Annotated in this window: 17 protein-coding genes; 9 read left to right on the top strand and 8 right to left on the bottom strand. The window is 70.8% G+C overall.

Going from position 1 to position 19,251, the window contains the following annotated elements; all coding sequences use genetic code 11:
* Positions 1 to 148 precede the first annotated feature (148 nt).
* Entirely contained in the window at positions 149 to 2,338 is a 2,190-nt protein-coding gene (locus OH802_RS17055) for an acyltransferase family protein (protein WP_406020360.1), read from the top strand.
* Between the two features lie 51 nt (positions 2,339 to 2,389).
* A complete protein-coding gene (locus OH802_RS17050; RefSeq protein ID WP_406020358.1) occupies positions 2,390 to 3,241 on the top strand; it encodes an inositol monophosphatase family protein in 852 nt (283 codons plus the stop codon).
* Positions 3,242 to 3,250: 9 nt separating this feature from the next.
* Here the strand turns inward: OH802_RS17050 and OH802_RS17045 are convergent, their stop codons facing one another.
* Positions 3,251 to 4,648: a helix-turn-helix transcriptional regulator gene (locus tag OH802_RS17045; RefSeq protein ID WP_406020356.1), complete on the bottom strand. Its 1,398-nt coding sequence runs from the start codon at positions 4,646 to 4,648 to the stop codon at positions 3,251 to 3,253.
* A gap of 451 nt (positions 4,649 to 5,099) precedes the next feature.
* On the opposite strand from OH802_RS17045, the gene OH802_RS17040 reads away from it, so the two are divergent.
* On the top strand, positions 5,100 to 5,777 hold the full coding sequence (locus tag OH802_RS17040) for a TetR/AcrR family transcriptional regulator (protein ID WP_406020354.1): 678 nt from the start codon (positions 5,100 to 5,102) through the stop codon (positions 5,775 to 5,777).
* A gap of 182 nt (positions 5,778 to 5,959) precedes the next feature.
* On the opposite strand, the gene OH802_RS17035 is transcribed toward OH802_RS17040, so the two are convergent.
* Genes OH802_RS17035 through OH802_RS17025 form a run of 3 tightly spaced genes read right to left on the bottom strand, consistent with a single transcriptional unit; the run spans position 5,960 to position 9,255 of the window.
* Positions 5,960 to 6,496, bottom strand: a complete 537-nt coding sequence (locus OH802_RS17035; RefSeq protein WP_406029331.1) for an HIT family protein — start codon at positions 6,494 to 6,496, stop codon at positions 5,960 to 5,962.
* Positions 6,497 to 6,550: 54 nt separating this feature from the next.
* Positions 6,551 to 8,434, bottom strand: coding sequence for an FtsX-like permease family protein (locus tag OH802_RS17030; RefSeq protein ID WP_406020352.1), 1,884 nt, complete (start codon positions 8,432 to 8,434; stop codon positions 6,551 to 6,553).
* A 29-nt stretch (positions 8,435 to 8,463) separates the two neighbouring features.
* Positions 8,464 to 9,255 carry an ABC transporter ATP-binding protein gene (locus OH802_RS17025; protein WP_406020350.1) on the bottom strand — a complete coding sequence of 264 codons (792 nt, stop codon included), beginning with the start codon at positions 9,253 to 9,255 and terminating at the stop codon, positions 8,464 to 8,466.
* A 110-nt stretch (positions 9,256 to 9,365) separates the two neighbouring features.
* Between OH802_RS17025 and OH802_RS17020 the strand changes: the two genes are divergently transcribed.
* The 3 genes from OH802_RS17020 to OH802_RS17010 all read left to right on the top strand — a co-directional run bounded on the left by OH802_RS17020 (position 9,366) and on the right by OH802_RS17010 (position 12,342).
* Entirely contained in the window at positions 9,366 to 10,637 is a 1,272-nt protein-coding gene (locus tag OH802_RS17020; protein WP_406020348.1) for a sensor histidine kinase, read from the top strand.
* The gene (locus tag OH802_RS17015; RefSeq protein WP_045552031.1) at positions 10,616 to 11,278 is read left to right on the top strand and encodes a response regulator transcription factor; all 663 of its coding nucleotides are present in this window, start codon (positions 10,616 to 10,618) and stop codon (positions 11,276 to 11,278) included. The genes OH802_RS17020 and OH802_RS17015 overlap by 22 nt, the downstream gene beginning before the upstream one ends.
* Before the next feature lie 104 nt (positions 11,279 to 11,382).
* Positions 11,383 to 12,342, top strand: coding sequence for an IS481 family transposase (locus tag OH802_RS17010; RefSeq protein WP_406020345.1), 960 nt, complete (start codon positions 11,383 to 11,385; stop codon positions 12,340 to 12,342).
* A gap of 13 nt (positions 12,343 to 12,355) precedes the next feature.
* Here OH802_RS17010 and OH802_RS17005 read toward each other — a convergent pair whose 3' ends face one another.
* From OH802_RS17005 to OH802_RS16990, 4 genes are read right to left on the bottom strand one after another with little or no spacing between them, the layout of a single operon-like run.
* The gene (locus tag OH802_RS17005) at positions 12,356 to 13,630 is read right to left on the bottom strand and encodes an MFS transporter (RefSeq protein WP_406020343.1); all 1,275 of its coding nucleotides are present in this window, start codon (positions 13,628 to 13,630) and stop codon (positions 12,356 to 12,358) included.
* Positions 13,627 to 14,355 (bottom strand): polysaccharide deacetylase family protein, encoded by a 729-nt coding sequence (locus OH802_RS17000; protein WP_406020341.1) that lies wholly within the window; start codon positions 14,353 to 14,355, stop codon positions 13,627 to 13,629. Before OH802_RS17000 ends, OH802_RS17005 begins: the two co-directional genes overlap by 4 nt.
* On the bottom strand, positions 14,352 to 14,792 hold the full coding sequence (locus OH802_RS16995) for a glycosyltransferase (RefSeq protein WP_406020340.1): 441 nt from the start codon (positions 14,790 to 14,792) through the stop codon (positions 14,352 to 14,354). Before OH802_RS16995 ends, OH802_RS17000 begins: the two co-directional genes overlap by 4 nt.
* Before the next feature lie 17 nt (positions 14,793 to 14,809).
* A complete protein-coding gene (locus OH802_RS16990; protein ID WP_406020338.1) occupies positions 14,810 to 15,463 on the bottom strand; it encodes an MGDG synthase family glycosyltransferase in 654 nt (217 codons plus the stop codon).
* Positions 15,464 to 15,684: 221 nt separating this feature from the next.
* Here OH802_RS16990 and OH802_RS16985 point away from each other — a divergent pair, with 221 nt between their 5' ends.
* Genes OH802_RS16985 through OH802_RS16975 form a run of 3 tightly spaced genes read left to right on the top strand, consistent with a single transcriptional unit; the run spans position 15,685 to position 19,249 of the window.
* Complete coding sequence (locus tag OH802_RS16985; RefSeq protein WP_406020336.1) at positions 15,685 to 17,121, top strand: hypothetical protein; 1,437 nt, start codon at positions 15,685 to 15,687, stop codon at positions 17,119 to 17,121.
* Positions 17,118 to 17,804: a response regulator transcription factor gene (locus tag OH802_RS16980; protein WP_406020334.1), complete on the top strand. Its 687-nt coding sequence runs from the start codon at positions 17,118 to 17,120 to the stop codon at positions 17,802 to 17,804. Before OH802_RS16985 ends, OH802_RS16980 begins: the two co-directional genes overlap by 4 nt.
* Entirely contained in the window at positions 17,801 to 19,249 is a 1,449-nt protein-coding gene (locus tag OH802_RS16975; RefSeq protein ID WP_406020332.1) for a sensor histidine kinase, read from the top strand. The genes OH802_RS16980 and OH802_RS16975 overlap by 4 nt, the downstream gene beginning before the upstream one ends.
* Positions 19,250 to 19,251 lie beyond the last annotated feature (2 nt).

Raw genomic sequence — 19,251 nt, 5'->3', positions numbered from 1 at the left:
GTGCAACCTATCTCCTTCAGCGGCGATGTGAAGCGGTTCTGAGGAGATCTCGACAGCGGATTGATAACGGCCGTATGCCTTCAGGTCACCAATGCTCGTTACGTTGCGACGGCTCCCACCCGCCCACGTCCACTAGAACAGCGATCACGTGACCGCCACCTCGGATTTCCGCACGCCCACGACCAGCCGGGCAGACAGCGATCCCAACAGCCCCAAATCTGGGCAAAGCCCCGCCCGACGGAACTCCGGGCACATCAGCGAGATCCACGGCCTGCGCGGCATCGCCCTGGCGCTCGTGGTCGCCTTCCATCTCTTCGGCAACGGCCGGGTCTCGGGCGGGATCGACGTCTTCCTGGTGATCTCCGGCTTCCTCGCCACCCGGTCGCTGGTGGGCAGGGCCGAACGCGGCCGGGTGAGGCTCGGCGAGCACTACGGACGTACGTTCGCGCGGCTCGCCGCGCCGGCGCTGATCGTGCTGGCCGCGACGGCCGCGCTGATGGTGGTCTTCATCCCGCAGACGCTGTGGACGCAGACGACCCGCGAGCTGATCGCGGCGGCGACCTACACGCTCAACTGGGAGCTCATCGCCAGCCAGCTCTCCTATGGCGCCGCGGGGCCGTCCTCGACGCCGGTGCAGCACTTCTGGTCGCTCGCGGTGCAGGGGCAGTTCTTCCTGCTGTGGCCGCTGGTGGTCGTCGGGCTGGCTCTGGTGCTTCGCGTCGTGGGGCCCGGCCGGCTCCGCGGGCGGCTCAGCCTCGCGCGGGTGCTGTTCGCGCTGACCGCGGCGGCGTTCGTTCTCTCCTTCGCCTATGCGATCAAGGTCTCCGGATCCGACCAGGCGGCTGCGTACTTCAACTCCGTCACCCGCTTCTGGGAGATCGCCGCCGGCGCCCTCACCGCGCTCGCCCTGCGACGCCTGAGCCTGCCCGAGAAGATCAAGCCGTACGCCGCGTGGACCGGCCTCGCCCTGGTCGTGACCTGCGGTTTCGTGATGGACGGCGCGGACCACTTCCCCGGGCCGCTGGCCCTGTGGCCGGTCGCCGGGGCGCTGCTGGTGATGGTCGGCTCCACCCCGTCGCCACGCGGGCCGCGGCGCCTGCTGGAGACCCGCCCGCTGCGGTTCGTCGCCGACATCTCCTACGAGCTCTACCTGTGGCACTGGCCGCTGCTGATCGCGTGGCTCTACTACACCGGCGGGGAGCGACTCACCGTCGCCTCGGCCGCGGGCGTGCTGGTCGTCTCGACGCTGCTCGCCTGGGCGACCAACCGGCTGGTGACCCGCCAGGTCCAGACGTACGTCATCAGGCCCGGCGGCCCGCGCGCCCTGGTCGCCACCCTGGCTGCTCTCGTGGTCGCCGTCGGCGCCGGCTGGAGCGGCCTGGCCGCGATCGACCACTCCGAGGACAGGGCGATCGCGGCGGCGGCCCGCCTCGCCACCGCCGACCCGTTCACGACCGAGTGCCTCGGTGCGTCCGCGCTGGCGGTGAGCTCCGCGGGAGGCTCGTGCGCCAACCCCGACCTTCGAGGCGAGCTGATCCCGGCGGTGGCCGCGATCGGCGCGGACGACGAGAACCGGGGCCAGTGCTGGTCCTTCGAGGAGCGTCCGGTGCGCTTCAGCGCCTGCCCCAACGGGTCAGTCGAGGGCTACCAGAAGCGGCTGCTGATGGTCGGCGACTCGCACGCCGTGGCTCCGGTCGGCGCGCTCGACCTGATCGGCGACCGGCGCAACTGGCGCATCGACGTCGCCGCCCGTGCCGCCTGCCACTGGAACACCCGGCCGCTCGGCCGGAACATCGCCGACAACCGCCCCGCCTGCGCGGAGTGGAACCGGCAACTCGAGGCCTACCTGCGCGCTCCCGAGCAGCAGGACCTCGACGCGATCATCGTCACCCACTCGGCCCGCAAGACGACCCAGCCGCTGGGCGGCGAGACGCCGTACGAGTCCACGGTCAACGGTCTGGTCGAGGCCTGGAGCCACCGGCCCTCGAAGGACGTCCCGGTGATCGCGCTCGTCGACAACCCGATGTTCGAGCCCGACAACGCCGCCTACCTCCGCACCACGCTGGGCTGCATCCAGCGACACTCCCCCGAGACCGCCGGCCAGGCGTGCGGGCGGCCGCGCACCGACGTACTCGTCAAGGACCCGCACCGCGACGCGGTCGCCCGCGACCCCAACGCGCACCTGGTCGACCTGACCCACCTGTTCTGCGGGGACGAGGTCTGCCCGGCGGTGATCGGCAACGTCATCGTCTACCGCGACGGCAACCACATCACCTCGCGCTACGCCCGCACCCTGGCGCCCTACCTCAGCCAGGAGCTCGCTCGGGTCGTCGATTAACGGGCCACTGCGAGGTCGCCGTCGCGCAGGTGGCGACCATAGGATCGGCGTGTGGATGTCGAGTCGCTATGGCAAGAGCTGGAGACCGTGCTGCTACCCACGCTCAGGGGGTTTCGGTCGAGACTCGGATCACTTCGTGTAGAGGAGAAGGCCGACCGGACACTGTTGTCCGAGGCCGATCTCGCGGTGCAAGAGCAGATCATTCGTTGCATTCGGGCGGTCGACGCGGATGGGCTCATCGTGGCCGAGGAGAGTGCTCACTTGCTCGGGTCACCGCCCGAGGCCAACGGTCGCGTGTGGATCATCGATCCGATCGACGGTACGTCGCAGTTTGTCGCACCCGATGGCCGCGAGTTTTGCACTGTGGTGTGCCTGATCGAGGATCGTGAGCCCGTTGCCGCTTTCGTGCTGGCTCCGGAGATCGGACCTGACCGTAGCCCCGTGACGGTTCGCGTCACGGGGCGGGGCAAGCCGATTGAGATCAACGGTGAAGGCGTCACCGGCATATCGACGTCCGCACGGCCGCAGCAGGTATCGGTGACCAGGAGTTCTGGGACCCAGCCACGCGGCTACGAGGAGAGCCTCCTGGCTCGGGGCTATCACCTCAAGACTCGCACCACCTCACAGACACTGGACATGGTACGAACCTGCGTCGACCTTGCTCCGTTCACCGACCCTGCGCTTGAGTCGTTCGGTCTGTTCTACCGAGAGCGGCAGAAAGTCTGGGACGGTTCTGCGGGCATATGTCTGGCAAACGCCACGGGGGGCCTCTTCGTGGGCGACGGTACCGGCGAGGAGCGCACCACCATCGACATCGCCCTCGACGTCGCCGAGCCCCAGTTCGACAGCACGCTGATTGCCTCAGACCCCGACGCCACCGCGATCGTGGCGCAGAAAGGTTGACCAGGCCGCCTAACCGTCGGCTTGCTGGCCGTCCACAGTTTGTAGTCGTCCCGCGAGGTGCTTCACGTATGAGGGCCAGGTGTGGCTGCCCGGAACTCGTTGCACCAGTCGTATCGCAAGCTCGACATCTCCGACGCTGGCCGCCACGTTGGCCGCCCGAATCGCCAGATGAGGGATCCCCTCGGGGAGCGAGTGGAGCGCCATCGTTACGTAGTGCCTGGCCTGTTCGGTCTCGTTTCGGCGCACGCACTGGTCGGCCATCGCAAGCAACCACAGCACAGAGACGTCCGATCGGAGGTCGGCGTGTTCATCGAAGTAGATATCTTCAAGCCGGTTGAGGTCGCGTTGCAGTCGGCGAGCGTTGCCGAGTGCATCCGGGTGACGCACTCGGCTGAGAAGATGCAAGACACCCTCGGCTTCGGTCTTGCGACGGTGGGCATTGACGAACGTGACGTCGTCGCCATCGTGGTCAGCAATGTCGAAGCTGTCTCGTAACGACGCAACCAAGCCATCGACTGCGTGGACCGCCAACTGGATCTGAGCGTCGGTCAGGGACTTAGGAACCACATCCATCGGCTGCCCGGCTGCGGTCAGCTCGCGCGCCTGCCGGAGATGGATTCCTTGCTGAAGGTGCAGATACACCTTCTTCATACGGCGGGCGTCGTCACTCGGAAGAAGACGGCCTCTGGCGACGAGCAACTCGCTCATGCCCGAGAGCTCCTGACGCCAATCCCGCCCTGGATTGTGGTGGCTGGCGAGCAGGAGCCGCTCTCGGCGAAACCTTAGTTGAAACAGGACCGACTCGGCGGAGTCACTCCTGAACGACGGACGATGAAGGTCACTGTCCAGCGCTCGTCTGTCGGATTGCCGTCGAGCTACCGCAATGCTGAGGAGCGCGAGGGCTTGTAGCTGTCTGCTGTCGGCCACGCCTTCCGCAAGCTCTGCGTGGCGCGTCAACGCCGCCAGGATCGCTTTAGCGTCACCGCTGGAGATCACGCGCCAGGCGGAGGAGATGCCCTGGTCCAGCAGCTCTGCATCGAACCGTTTCGCGGCGCCCAAATTGTCGATGAGCCAGGCAATGTGCGTCGCTGACGCCGCCTCGTCAGCGAACGGCGCTACCGACCAGCTCGCCGCTCTCTGCGCCGTGAACACCGCGACCGGCTGTCGGGGTTCCACTGGAGCTCGAAGCCCCGCGGATTCAGTCAGGATGCGGTCCAGCTCGTCGAGCGATAGGCCAAGGGCATCGGCGATCTTGGGGCGGTACACCGGGGTGGGTTCAGTGACTCCGGACTCCCAGCGAACGATCGTGGACCGATCGATTCCCAACAACTCTGCGAGCGATTCCTGCGTGTGTCCGACGGCCTTGCGGCGCTTCGTCAGCGCGGGGCGCCGAGTCGTCTTCCCCACTGCTCACTCCCTTGACATGTTTCCGCAGGTCAACGCCATCTCGCACCGTTGATGCGCCATTGCTGCATCAGTCCTGCTCTGGTTCCCGACCGCCTCTGGCGGTTGTCTACAGATTAAGGGTTTACCTACGACTCAGACAACGAAGGAACGTGGCCATGACCAGCGACAACACGACCCGCTCCCCGGCTCGCGGGCTCGGAGTGCACGGATGTGCTGCGGACTCGGCACAGGAAAGGCGGGTGGCGGCGCTCCTACCGACACGCACCGTCGGCGCCTCTTTCTGGCCCGCCCCTGACCGTCCGGTGACGTCACCGCCTCGCCCGGACCTCCTGGTTGCGGTTCTCGATGGTCTCCGCAGTCTCGACTCGGACGGCGGCCCGCGATGAGGGAGCATGATCGATCGCGTGCCCAGCGCGGTGACCACGTTACTCGCCGGGCAGGACGCCCGCGCGTGCTGCCACAGACCGCCCGTGAGCGGCGGGCATGGACGGAGCCGCGTGAGGAGATCCTCGACATCGCGGCCAGCCTGTTCGTGGACCGCGGTATCGCAGCGACCTCGACGCGGGACATCGCCGACGCGGTCGGGATTCGGCAAGCCTCGATCTACTACCATTTTCCCTCTGGGAAGGACGAGATGCTCGCCGAGCTGCTCCAGCGCTCTGTCCGGCCCACCCTCGACAAGATCGAGAAGATCGAGGTCCTCGGCACCGAGACCGACGCCGGACCCGAGGTCCTGTTGTATCTGCTGGTCGTGCTCGACGTTCGCACGCTCGCCGATGCCCCACGCAACGCCGGGGTGCTGCCTGGACTGCCAGAAGTCCAGCGCAAGGACGTCTTCGAACCATTCGGGACCGCGCGGGAGGAGCTGCGGGCCGCGTACTCACGACTCGGCTCAGAGGTGGCCGCCTCACGACCAGAGGTGGCGATGACCCCAGACAGCAGCCTCATCAGCAGATTGCTGTTGCAACAGGTCGAGGTCGTGATCGGGATGCGCTCTGAGGGGCACCCGATCACTCCGACCATCGAGGCCATCATCGCGGCCGCCTGCCTGCGAAGTTGTCTGGCCGACCAAGCCAGCATCGATGAGGCCGCTAGACGTGCGGCCAACCTGATCGGGTCTCTCGAGTAGAAGCCCGATCCTATGGACCGGTCGCTGGCCCATCCCGACGTGGTGGGTCGGCGACTGCAACCACGTTGCCAGGCCGGTGACGCCTACGGTCTGCGAGAGATCAGCGATGGTCACGCCGTGCGGAACGGTGCTGGCGTGGGCGAGACCGGCACGCGGAGGCGACTGTGTTGGTCTCGAGCCGGCTAGGCCCACGCCTTCGCGAGCAGGTCGCGGGTGTCGGTCAGCAGCTGCGGCAGGGTCTTGGTGCGGCCGATGATCGGCATGAAGTTCTGGTCGCCGACCCAGCGGGGCACGATGTGCTGGTGCAGGTGGGCGGCGATGCCGGCGCCGCCCGCGGTGCCCTGGTTCATCCCGATGTTGAAGCCCTCGGCCCGCGAGACGCCGGCGAGGGTGCGTACGGCCTGCTTGGTCAGCACCGCCATCTCGGCGGCCTCCTTGTCGGTGGTCTCGACGTAGCCGGCGATGTGGCGGTAGGGGCAGACCATCATGTGGCCCGGGGCGTACGGATAGAGGTTGAGCACCACGAAGCAGGTCTCGCCGCGGTGTACGACCAGGCCCTCGGCGTCCTCGAGCGTCGGCACCCGGCAGAACGGGCACTCCGTCTCCGAGGGGTCGGTGGGCTTGTTCTCGCCGCGGATGTAGGCCATCCGGTAGGGCGTCCACAGCCGCTCCAGACCGTCGCCCTCGCCGATGCCGTCCTGGGTGAGTACGCCGTCCATCTCTGTCACGCGGCAAACACTACTTAACCCCTCACAGGCCCATTCAGGACAGGCTCAGTCGGGCGCTTCCCCGCCCCGCAGCGCGTACGCCCCGGCGACGGCTGCGGCGAGCAGCACGACCAGGCAGGCCGCCGTGATCCCGGACAGTGCCTGCCAGGGGAACGTCAGCGGCGCCTCGGGCACGTCGCGTACGACCGCCTGCCGCATCAGCCAGCCGGTGAACCCGGTGACCGCGCCGCCGACCAGCAGAGCGCCGGCGCCGGTGAACACCGTCTCCCAGAGCGCGGTCCGGCGCACCTGCGCCGAGGTGGCGCCGACGAGCCGGGCGGTGGCGGTCTGGCGGCGGCGCTGGCTCGCCCCGATCAGGACCGCGTTGACGGCCGCGATCGCGGCGTAGACCCCGGCCGGGCCGAGCATCACCCACAGCACGACCGTGTTCATCTCGCGCGCCTCCGCCGAGACCGCTCCGACCCACTCCTCGCCTGTGCTCACCTCGGCCCCCGTCTCCCGGATCGACCGTGCGGTCCCGGCGACGTCCGCGCCGGCGTCGGTGCGCACGAAGACCGTTCCGGTGTCGCGGGCGACCCTGTCGATGCGTGGCAGGTCGTCGGGCACGATGATGTCGCTCCACAGGTTCGGGGCGTCGGGGACGACCGCGACCAGTCGCACCTCGACGGTCCGGCCGTCGATGCGCATCCGGCGGGTCTGGCCGATCCGGCCGCCGAGATCGGTGACGTAGGAGGCGGTGACCGCCATCGCCCGGCCGTGCAGGTCGGCGAGACTCCCCTGCGTCGCCTGCAGGCTGCGCGTCGCGGCAGCGCTGGAGACATCGACGACCTCGACGTCCTCAGGACCGCCCCCCAACCCGACCTGCGCAGTGCGGCGTACGTCGCTCACACCCACCCCGGGCACGTCCTGGATCCGCTCGGGGCGCTCGGCCTGCTCGACGACCAGCTCCGACCTGAGGGCGGCCCGGTCGGCACCCTCGCTCCAGTCGGCGGTCGCACCGACCGCGAGCACCATCGAGCCGGCCACCGCCATGATGGCCACCACCGGCGCCGCCACCGCGGCGGTCATCCGGCTGCTGGTGCGGGCGAGGTCGCGGGCCAGGTGCGCCGCCGGGTCGCGTCGCGCCACCGTGGCACCGGCGTACGCCGCGAGCTCGGTGTAGAGCAGGCCGCCCACCGCGTTGGCCCCGATCACGGCGACGATGGGCAGGAACATGCCCACGAGCAGGGCGAACAGCAGCGGCATCTCGGGAGCGAGCACGGCGGTCGCGACCAGTGCGCCGGCCGCGGTGAGCGCGACCAGCCCCTGGACCACCGTCGGCCGTCGCCGCTCGAGGACCGCGTCGCGGAGCGCCTCGACCGGCTGCGTACGTCCCGCCCGGGCGCCCGCGCGCCAGGCCCCGACCAGGGCGACGCCGACACCGCAGGAGGCGGCGATCGCCCATCCGGTGCCCTGGCTCGGCATCGCGAGCAGGACCGGAGTGACCCCGGCCTGGTGCAGGATGCGCAGCACCGGCACCGTCACTGCGGTGCCGAGCAGGCAGCCCGCGACCGTGCCCACAGCCGCAACGGCGAGCGCCTCTCCGAGCAGCAGGGTCCGCACCTGGCGCGGGGTGGCGCCGAGCAGGCGGAGCAGGCCGAGCTCGCGGCGCCGGGTGGCCACCACGAACCCGAAGGTCGAGGAGACCACGAAGAGCGCCAGGAAGAGCGAGATGCCGGCCATGATCCCGAACAACGACCCGAGGTCGTCGATCTGCGTCCGGGTCTGCGGGTCCAGCCCGTCGGTGGCGGTGCCGAGCGCTCCCAGCATGTTGGTGGCGAGGGTGATCAGGGCGATGCCGCCGGCGAGGGCGACGGCGGCCCCGGCGTACGGAGGCCAGGACTGGCGCAGGCTCTTCAGGCTGTGCGCGACCATCGCGACGGGGCTCATCGGGCCAACGGTCGCTCGCTGACGCTCGCTCATCGCACGGGCTCCAGCTCGGCCATGCGGGCGCCGATCCGGGCCGGGTCGCTGCGCTCCATCTGCCCCACGACCCGGCCGTCGGCCAGGAACAGCACACTGTCGGCGTACGAGGCGGCGAGCGGGTCGTGGGTGACCATCACGACCGTCTGCGCCGGCCCGTGGGTCACCGGAGCGTCGACGAGGTTCCGCAGCAACTCGAGCACGTCGCGCCCGGCGTGCCGGTCCAGCGCACCGGTGGGCTCGTCGGCGAAGAGCACCGCCGGCCGGGCGTGCAGCGCACGCGCGATGGCGACGCGCTGCTGCTGGCCGCCGGAGAGCTCCGGCGGCCGCCGCCGGGCGAGCCCGTGCAGGCCGACCTGATCGAGCGCCCCGATCACCTGAGCGCGATCCGGGCGCCGCCCGGCGAGGCGGGCGGGAAGGGCGACGTTGTCGTACGCGGTGAGAGCGTCGAGCAGGTTGTACTGCTGGAACACGAAGCCCATCATCTGTCGGCGCAGCTTCGTCAGCGTCGTCCGGTTCAGGCCGGCCAGGGCGGTGCCGGCGACCCGGACGCTGCCCCTGGTGGGCCGGTCGAGGCCGGCGGCGATCTGCATCAGCGTGGACTTGCCCGATCCCGACGGACCCATGATCGCGGTGAACGTCCCGGAGGCGAAGGCATGGCTCACGCCCCGCAGGGCGTCGACCTTGCCGGAGCGGGAGCGATAGGTGCGGGTGACGTCGTCGAGCACGACGGCGGGCGGGCCGGGCGGCCGGGGCGCGTGGACGGCGTCCGGGATGGTGGCGGTCATGGTTTCCAGCAAACGCCTCGTACGCGGCGCGCACCCGGGCGCAGACGCCACGGCGAGGTAGCGCGTGCGCTACCCCACCGCGGGGTCGTGAGTGCCTAGGCTCGAGGGTGATGAGACCTCCACCCGACGTCTGGGCCGCGCTGCGCTCCTCCCCCTGGCGACTGCTCGCCTCCAGCTGGCCCTGGCGCGCCCTGGCCTACCTGGCCTCCGGCGCTCTGATCGGTCTCGTCGTCGCGTTCCTGCTGTTCGTGCTGGTCGGCGTCGGGCTGCTCACCCTGGTCCTCCTCGTCGGTGTGCTGGTCCTCGCCGGGATCCCGCTGCTGGCGGCGCTCGTCGCCGACGTGGAGCGGGTACGCCTCCGGCTGGTCCTGCCCGGGGCCCGTCCGGGATCGGCCGAGCCTCCGCCGATCGCCTGGAGCGACCGCCTCCGGGCACTGCGCCGGCTGCGCGTCTCCGGACCCGAGGTCGGCTACACCGTGCTGTTCGCCACGGTCATGTGGCTGGTCGACGCCGTCATGCTCAACCTGATCATCACCATCCCAGGTGTGCTCGTACTCGCTCCGGTCCTGGTCCAGCTCGACGGTCCCGTCGCCTTCGGACCCTGGCAGCTCACCACACCCACCGAGGCCTGGATCGCCGTGGCCCCGGGGCTGGTGCTGCTGATCGCCGGGCTGTACGCCGCCACCCTCCTCGCCGCCGCCCAGGCCAGCCTGGCGCGGCTCCTCCTCGAACCGGCCCAGACCCGGATGGCCGCGGCCGTCGCCGATCTGCGCCGGTCCCGTGTGGACCTCGTCGACGCCTTCGAGACCGAACGCAGCAGGATCGAGCGCGACCTCCACGACGGCGCGCAGCAGCGGCTGGTCGCGCTGACCATGACCCTCGGCCTGGCCGAGCTGGAGGTGCCCGAGGGTGCCGGGCTCGACCTCGTCCGGCAGGCTCACACCCAGGCCGAGACCGCGCTGGCCGAGCTGCGGGCCACCGTCCGCGGGATCCACCCGCGGGTGCTGGTCGATCACGGGCTCACCGCTGCCGTCCGCGAGCTGGCCGACGCCGCCGGGCTGCCGGTCTCGGTCGACCTGCAGGTGGGCGGCCGGCTGCCGGCGCCGGTGGAGGCCGCGGCGTACTTCGTGGTCGCCGAGGCGCTCACCAACGCGGTCCGCCATGCCGGGGCCCGCTCGGCCAGCGTGCGGGGGCAGGTCACCAGTGGCCGGCTGGAGGTCGGCGTACGCGATGATGGGGCCGGCGGCGCCACCGTGCGTCCCGGGGGCGGTCTCGCCGGTCTGGCCACGCGTCTGGCCGCTCTGGACGGCCACCTGGAGGTCACCAGCCCACCGGGCGGACCGACGGAAGTGAGGATGACGTGCCCGACCGTGCTCCCCTGAGGATCGTCCTGGCCGAGGACGCCGCGCTGTTGCGGGAGGGCCTCCTCGCCATCCTCGAGCGAGCAGGCCACGAGGTCATCGCCGCGGTCGGCGACGCGGACGCCCTGCTCGCCTTCACCGACCACACCCGGCCCGACGTGGTCATCACCGACATCCGGATGCCGCCGACCCACACCGACGAGGGGCTGCGTGCCGCCGCCGAGCTGCGGCGGCGGCACCGCGACCTGGCCGTCCTGGTGCTCTCGGCCTATGTCGCCGACGCCTACCTCGCCGAGCTCCTCGACACCACAGGTGGCGGCGGCATCGGCTACCTGCTCAAGGACCGGGTCGGCCACGTCCGGGACTTCCTCGACAGCCTGGACAGGGTGGCCGGCGGCGAGACGGTCGTCGACCCCCAGGTCGTACGCGGCCTCCTCAACCGGCACCAGCCCGACGGTCCGCTCGACGTGCTCTCGGAGCGCGAGCGAGAGGTGCTGGCGCTGATGGCCGAGGGCCGCACCAACGGCAGCATCGCCACCGCGCTCTTCGTCTCCGAGGCCGCCGTACGCAAGCACGTCGGCAACATCTTCGCCAAGCTCCGGCTCGACCCCACCACGGACCGACGCGTCTCCGCCGTCCTCGCCTACCTGCGCGAGGCCTAGATGTATTCGGCCAGGACGTTGGTAGCGGCGTGCCTGGTTGAACCAAGGAGAACCTCCGGTTGGGATGTGGCTTGTCTAAGGCCCACTTCCACCCGGAGGTTCTCGTGTTCCACGGTAGTGCCCGGCTGACCGTTCATGGTCGGCGACTCATCGTCCAGCGTCATCAGGCAGGCTGGAAACAGGCCCACATCGCTGCCGCGATGGGTGTCTCACGCAAGTGCGTGAAGACCTGGATCGACCGCTACGCCACCGAAGGCGATCGGGGCCTTCAAACCAGGTCCTCGCGTCCCCGTACCAGCCCGACTCGGACCAGCCACGAGGTCGAGCAGCAGGTGCTGGAGCTACGCCGTCGCCAGCGTCGCGGGCAGGACTGGATCGGACCTGAGCTCGGCATCCCACCCCGCACGGTGTCGCGGATCCTGCGCCGCAATCAGGTGCCCTACCTGGCCCAGTGCGACCCGATCACCGGCAAGGTCATCCGCGCCTCACAAGCAACCAGCAGGCGTTACGAACGTGACAAGCCGGGCGAGCTGGTCCACATGGACGTCAAGAAACTCGGCAAGATCCCCAACGGTGGCGGCTGGCGCGCCCACGGCCGCAGCGAAGAGGTCCGCGGCCGGGGCAACGGCTACGACTACATCCACTCACTAGTCGATGACCACTCCCGGCTGGCCTACTCCGAGATCCTTCCCGATGAGAAGGGCCCCACCTGCGCAGCGTTCCTGATCCGAGCAGCCGCCTACTTCGCCGAACACGGGATCGGCCGGATCGAACGGGTCATCACCGACAACCACCTCAGCTACCGACGATCCCGCGACGTCGCCGACGCCATCACGGCACTCGGCGCCAAACACAAGTTCATCCGCCCCCACTGCCCCTGGCAGAACGGCAAGGTCGAACGCCTCAACCGCACCCTGCAAACCGAGTGGGCCTACCGCCAGGCCTTCACCAGCAACGACGCCCGAGCCGCCGCCCTTGCACCCTGGATCCAGCACTACAACACTGAACGCCGCCACAGCGCACTCGGAGGAAAACCACCGATCAGCCGCCTGCTACCAACCTGATGGCCGGATACACCTAGACCGGGCTGGTCCGGCGACGGGTGACGTGAAGGAGCAGCGCGAAGGCGGCGACCTGCAGCCCGCCGATCACCCCGGCCAGGACCGGGACGTGGCCGGTGACCAGCGCACCGGCCAGGCCGCCGCCGGCGAGCGCGCCGAGACCCTGGACAGCGGCGAAGACCCCGTAGGCCGTGGCCCGGCGAGGCGCCGGGACGAGGTCGGCGACGTACGCCTTGACCGTCGAGTCCTGGATACCGTAGGCCACGCCCCACACCACGACGCCGGCCAGCACCAGCCAGAGCTGGGACGCGAAGACACACATCGGCACCAGCGCGACGAGGACCGGAACGATCAGGAGTATGCGGCTGCCCCGGCGGTCGAAGAGGTGCCCGGTGCCGAGCGCCGCGACGGCCTCGACCGCCATCGCGAGCGCGTAGACGAGGGGGACGGCGGCCGCGAGGAGGAGACCGTCGTCGACCATTCGGAAGGAGATGACGCCGAACGTCATCAGCCCGGCGGTCATCAGCGCGGCGGCCAGGGAGAAGAGCTGGAACGTACGCGGCAGGTCACTGCCCGTCACCGCTCTGCCGAGCGCGACGAGCGCGCTCGCCGCCGGGGCGGCGGGTTCGGCGCCATCGGCCGGTTCGGCCTCCGGCTCGGTCACGATCGGCGCCCGGCGGCGCAGCTGGGCCAGCAGCAGGAGCGAGAGCGCACCAGGGACGGCAAGCAGGGCGAAGCCCGGCCAGATCAGCCCGGTCACGGCGGCGACGCCGGCGAGCAGGAGCGGTCCGGAGAAGGCGCCGACCTGGTCGAGCGCCTTGTGGATGGCGAAGCCCTTGCCACGGCCGGTGGAGGCGGCCATCCGCGCGAGCAGAGCCGACTTCGCCGGACTTCGCACGGCCTTTCCGGTGCGCTCGAGCAGGATCAGTGCTGCCGCGACGGCGAGCCCAGCACTGCCGATGAACGGGGTGACCGCCAGCAACGGGACGCAGACGGCGGTCATGGCGTAGCCGATCACCGTCAGCCGCCAGTGGTTGTGGCTGCGGTCGGCCCACACCCCGGTCCCCAGCCGGAGCACGAGCGCGATGCCCTCGCCGGCGCCGGTGATCAGGCCGACGGTCAGCGCGGAGCCTCCGAGACTGCCCAGAAAGGGTCCTGCCATCGCCCGCATGCCCTCGTAGACCATGTCGGCGCAGAGGCTGACGAGGCCGAAGGCGAAGACCGTTCGCCAGGGGGTCCAGGGCTGGGGCCCGAGCGCGGGCGTCTCCTCGGGTGATGATGTCTGCCTCACATGGACCCATCCTCGCAGGGGCCGTCACGCCAGTGGTCACCGAGAGGGCCGAGGTTCGCCGAGGCCAGCGGGCCGGCCAGGAGCTGCTCGGTCGCCTCCAACGTACGCCGCCAGTCGCCGTGCGGCGCATGGCGATCGGTGTCGTGGAGCAGGATCGTCCCACCAGGTCGCAGCGTACGCAGGACGGTGGCGACGACCGTGGCCGGCGAGGCGTCGCGCTCCCACTCCCGCCCCCAGGCCGTCCACAGCACGGGTCTCAGGTCGAGGGCGCGGCACGCGAGAAGAGCCTCTCCGCTGAGCACGCCGTACGGCGGCCGGAACCAGGTGAGGACGGTTCCACAGATGTCCTCGAGAGCATCGCGCGCATCGCGGAGGTCGCGTACGAGCCGGGTAGGTGGCGCTGCCAGCGTGCAGCGGTGGGTCCAGCCGTGGATGGCCAGCTCGTGTCCTTCCTGCCGGATCCGCCGGATCAGGCCAGGGTGGGCGACCGCCTGCTCGCCGAGCACGAAGAAGGTCGCATGCCGCTCGTGCTCGGCGAGGAGATCGAGGAAGGCCGGGGTGCTGGCCGGGTCCGGACCGTCGTCGAAGGTGAGCGCGATGTGCTCTCGGCTGCTGACCCCCGACAGCCTCGGGTTGCACCGGCGGCGCAGCGGACCGACCGCGGTGAGCGCGGGCCCGGCCGTGGCGATGGCGGCGCCCACACCGACCGCCGTGAGGGGGCTCATGCCGCCACGCTCGCGGACACGCGCCCCAGCAGCAGGTCGACGACCTCCGGGGCGTCCTGCGGAAGGCGGCTTCGACGTTCGCCGAGGCGGGCGCCGGCCAGCACCACCGACAGCTCCTCCGGCGTACGCGCCCAGGGGATCAGCCCCGCCGCCTCGAGGTTGACCGAGTTCGCGACACCGTGGCCGGGCAGCGGCCGGTAGGTGACCACGGGCGTACCGGAGGCCAGCGCCTCCAACGAGGTGAATCCGCCCGCGTTCTGCACGATGCAGTCGCAGGCAGCCATCAGGTCCGGGATGTCGTCGCGCCAGCCGAGCGCGACCACACCCGGGATCCGGCTCAGGCGTCGTCGCAGCCGGGCGTCGGTCCCGCACAGGACCACCGGCGTCATCCCGGTGTGGGCGAGGAGGTCACGGGCGGTGGCCTCCAGCTGTCCCATGCCCAGGGAACCGCCGGTCACCAGGACCAGGGGCCCTCGATATCGCCGGGGCACGGTTCGCCACAGAGAGCTGCCGACGCCGGCGGACGCTCCGGGATGAGCGGCCGCACCGCCTCCGTACGTCCGCCCCATGCTCGCCCCTCGGCCGCGGCGATCTCATGGATGGCGAGGTTGAGGTCGACCCCTTGATGGATCCACAGCGCGTGAACGGACGCGTCGGTGAGGTAGGTGGCCACCGGCACCTCGAGCGCGCCGGTCAGGCGGGCGTGTCCGAGCACCTGCGCTCCGAAGGGATGGGTGGTGACCACGAGGTCGCACTCTCGCGTCGCCTCGACGGTGCCGGCAGCGACACACCCGAGCAGCCAGGTCACCAGCCGGTAGGCCAGTCGACCCGGTTCGAGCAGCCGCAGCGTACTGCCCCACGAGCGGGGGCTGCGGCGCAGCTGCGCGTAGTAGACGGCGCGCAGGATCGGGCCGAGCCGCCAGGGCAGCAGGGTCACGATGTCGTGGGTCTCGACTTCACAGCCGGCGGCCGTCAGGACACGAGCGATCTCGCGGGCGGCGGAGTTGTGGCCCGCGCCGTAGCTGCCGGTGATCACCGCGACCCGAGGTGTCCCCGGGGTGAGCTCTAGCAGCGGCGCCGTCGCGATGGGCATGGTCTGAGTCGTCATGGCGGCGAGGATGGCTCCCGCCGGATGAAGACAGGGTGAAGACCGTGATCCCCCGGCATCAGGCCTTCATGCAGGCTTCATGCACCGCTCCCTAGCGTGCTGGTGTGACCCTCCCCGTCAGTGCTCCGGCGTCCGCGCCACCGGCGACCGTGCCGTCTACGCGGACCCGACGAACCCGACGGTGGGCGGCAGCCGGAGTCGTGTTCGCGACGCTGGTGGCGATGGCCGCATGGTTGCCGTTTCTCGACAGGCCGCTGACCGCGGACGAGAGCGGGTTCATGCTGCTCGCGCAGCAGTGGGGCCCGGGACACTCGCTGTACGGCGACTTCTGGGTCGACCGGCCGCCGCTGCTGATCTGGCTCTTCGCCATGGCGGGACACCTCGGCTCGAGCGGTGCGACGACGGCCGGCTTCGTGGCGCCCGGCCTCAAGGTACTCGGCACCGTGGCCAGCGGGTTGACGGTGGGACTGACCGGCGTCCTGGCCACGCTCGTCGCGCCTGCGGGCCGCGGCCGCCGTACGCGTGTCGTGCTGACCGCCGTGCTGGCCGCGGCGCTGCTGTCCAGCCCGTTGTTCGGGACGCCGGAGGTCGACGGCGAACTGCTCGCGGTGCCGTTCGTCCTGGGCGGTCTGGTGTGCCTGATCGCGGCGCTACGAGGGGCATGGGGATGGCGTACGGCCGGGCTCGCCGTCAGTGCCGGCGCCGCCGGCATGGCCGCGGCGCTGGTCAAGCAGAACGTCGTCGACGTCTTCGTGTTCGCGACCGTCCTCGTCGTGGTCTCGCACGGACGGATGGCTCGGCTCGGCTGGCGCATCCCCGCATTCGCCGGTGGCGCGATCACCGTCCTCGGCGTGGCGCTTGCCGGAGCCTGGGCGCACGGCACCTCGGTCACCGGGTTGTGGGAAGCCGTCGTGCTCTTCCGCGGTCAGGCCTCCGAGGTGATCGACGCCTCCGCCTCCGGCGCGACCCTCGTACGCGGGGCAGAACTCGCCGCGGCGGCCGTCTGTACCGGCGCGGGCGTCGTTCTCGTCGTCGCGGCTGCGGCGATCCTCAGGCGGACGACCCCGCTTGCCTGGCCTGTACTCGCCCTGACGGCCTGGGAGCTGGTCGGTGTCGCCGCGGGAGGCAGCTACTGGCTGCACTACCTGACCGGCATCGTTCCCGGCCTGGTGCTGCTGGTGGCCGCCGCTCCGCCGCGGTCGGGGCGTGCACTGACACGGGCCGTGGCCTACACCGTCGCGGCCACCCTCACCATGTGGACCTATCGGGTCGCCGCCCCGATCCCACCCTCCCCCGAGGCGCAGGTCTCCACCTACCTGCGCGAGCACTCGCACAACTCCGAGGACGGCGTCGTGGTCGGGTTCGGGCACGCCGAGATCGTCGCCGCGAGCGGCCTGAGCAGCCCGTACGACTACCTGTGGAGCCTGCCCGTCCGGGTCCGCGACCCCGACCTCGTCCGGCTGCGCGGCGTGCTCGCCGGACCGTCGGCCCCGCGGTGGGTCGTCGTCGACGGAGGCAGCCTCGACACGTGGGGGCTGGAGGCCGACAACGCGCAGCAGTACCTCGTGCGGCACTACGTTGAACGGGTGAGCTACGACAACTGGCACGTCTGGCAGCGCCGGAGTGCCGAGGGAACGAGCAGGGGGACGAGGCGATGAGGATCCTGGTCGCCGAGGACGACGTACGCCTCGCCGGCCTGCTCGAGCAGTCACTGGCCGAGGCCGGCTGGCAGGTCGAGGTGGTCCACAACGGCCGGGATGCCTACGACCGCCTCCTCAGCGACGCCGGCTTCGACGTCGCGCTCCTCGACTGGATGCTGCCCGGGACGGACGGCGTCACCGTCGCCCGGCGACTGCGGGACCTCGGGCTGGCCACACCGATCCTGATGCTCACCGCCCGCGGCGACGTACGCGACCGCATCGACGGCCTCGACGCCGGCGCCGATGACTACCTGCCCAAGCCCTTCGATCTCGACGAGCTCCTGGCCCGCCTGCGCGCGCTCTACCGGCGTGGCGGGTTCAGCGGCGAGGCACCCGCGCAGGTCGGCGACCTGGTGGTGGATCCCGGGGCCCGCCGGGTGACTCGCGGCGGTGTCGAGATCACCGTGTCGACCCGCGAGTTCGACATCCTCTACCTGCTGGCCTCGCACGCCGGCCAGGTGGTCACGCGGCTGCGGATCCTCGACGAAGTCTGGGACGGCGAGACCGACCTGCGCAGCAACGTCATCGACGTCCACGTCGCCGCGATCCGCGGCAAGATCGACAAGCCGTTCGGCACCGACACGATCACCACCCTGCGCGGAGCCGGCTACCGGCTCGAGACCACGCCGGCGACACGATGAGCGCCCTGAGGGCACGCGTCTCCCGGCTGCCGCTGCGCGTACGCCTCGTCGCCGGCTTCTCCGTCGCGAGCCTGGTCGTCCTGGTCGCGGCCGGGATCTTCGTCTACTGGCGCGTCGACTACGCGCTCGACCGTGGACTCGACACCGAGCTCACCCAGGCCCGTCACGCGCTCGAGCCCCTGGTCGGACCCGACGGCCGTGTGGGCAGCCGGTCCGCCGCCGACGCCACCGGTGTCCCCTGGCAGGTGCTGAGTGCGGACGGCACCGTCATCGACCGCGGCGGAGCCGCAGGCAACACTCCCCTGCTGGCCCCGTCCCGGATCGACCGGGTCACCACGACCCCACGCACCTTCAACATCGGCCGCTTCCTGCCGGTCGCCGCCAAGCCCTACCGCCTCCAGGTGGTCCGGCTCTCGGCCTCCCCCCGGCTCTATCTGCTGGTCGGGGTGCGGCGCGACCACCGCGACGAGGCGCTGCGTGAGCTTCTCGTCCAGCTCAGTCTGGCCGGGATCGGCGCCCTGTGCGTCACCGCGCTGGTCGGCGACCGGCTGGCCCGCGCCGCCCTGCGCCCGGTCGAGCGCTACCGGCGCCAGGCCGCCGCGATCACCGCCGGCAACACCAGCCTCCGGCTGGACGTGCCGCCCCAGCGCGATGACGAGATCACGCGCCTCGGCGACACCTTCAACGACATGCTCACCAGCCTCGAGGCCGCGCTCGACCGCGAGCGGCAGTTCGTGACCGAAGCCAGCCACGAGCTGCGTACCCCGATCACGCTGCTGACCAGCCGCATCCAGCTCGCCCTGCGGCGACCGCGCAGCGCGGTCGAGCACGAGCGCATCCTCTCCGAGCTCACCGTCGACCTGGACCGGCTCGCCACGCTCTCGGAGCAGCTGCTGCAGCTCGGCCGTGCCGAGGGCAGCCACCATGCCGGCCGCGGCGACCTGGTGACCGTCACGACGCGTACGGTCAACCAGCGGCGTCTCGCCGATCCCGACCATGCCACCGCTCTCACCGTCGCGGTCCCCGAAGGGCCGGTTCCGGTCCCGATGGCCGACTTCGAGCTGGAGCGGGTGGTCACCAACCTCCTCGACAACGCGGTCGCCCACGGTGCCGCGCCCGTCCAGGTGTGCGTCGACGAGCCCGCCATCGGGTGGGCTCGCCTGCTGGTCGCCGACGCCGGACCCGGGATGCCTGCCGGACTGCTGAGCACGGCGACCCAGCGCTTCGCCCGGGCCGAGGAGGCGCGCTCGCGGCCCGGTTCAGGGCTGGGACTGTCGTTGGTCAGCACCCTGGTCACCCGGGCCGGCGGCGAGCTGAGGCTGTGTCACGGCGGCCGGCACACCACGCACGGCTCGCCCACGCCGATCGCGTGTGCTCACGGGCCGGAGATGACGGTCACCGTGCTGCTGCCCACTGCCTCGGTGCAGCCCGACGGGTCGGCTTAATC

This window comes from Nocardioides sp. NBC_00850 (genome assembly GCF_045207335.1).
GTDB lineage: Bacteria > Actinomycetota > Actinomycetes > Propionibacteriales > Nocardioidaceae > Nocardioides.
This window is presented reverse-complemented; position numbering and strand designations above follow the sequence as displayed.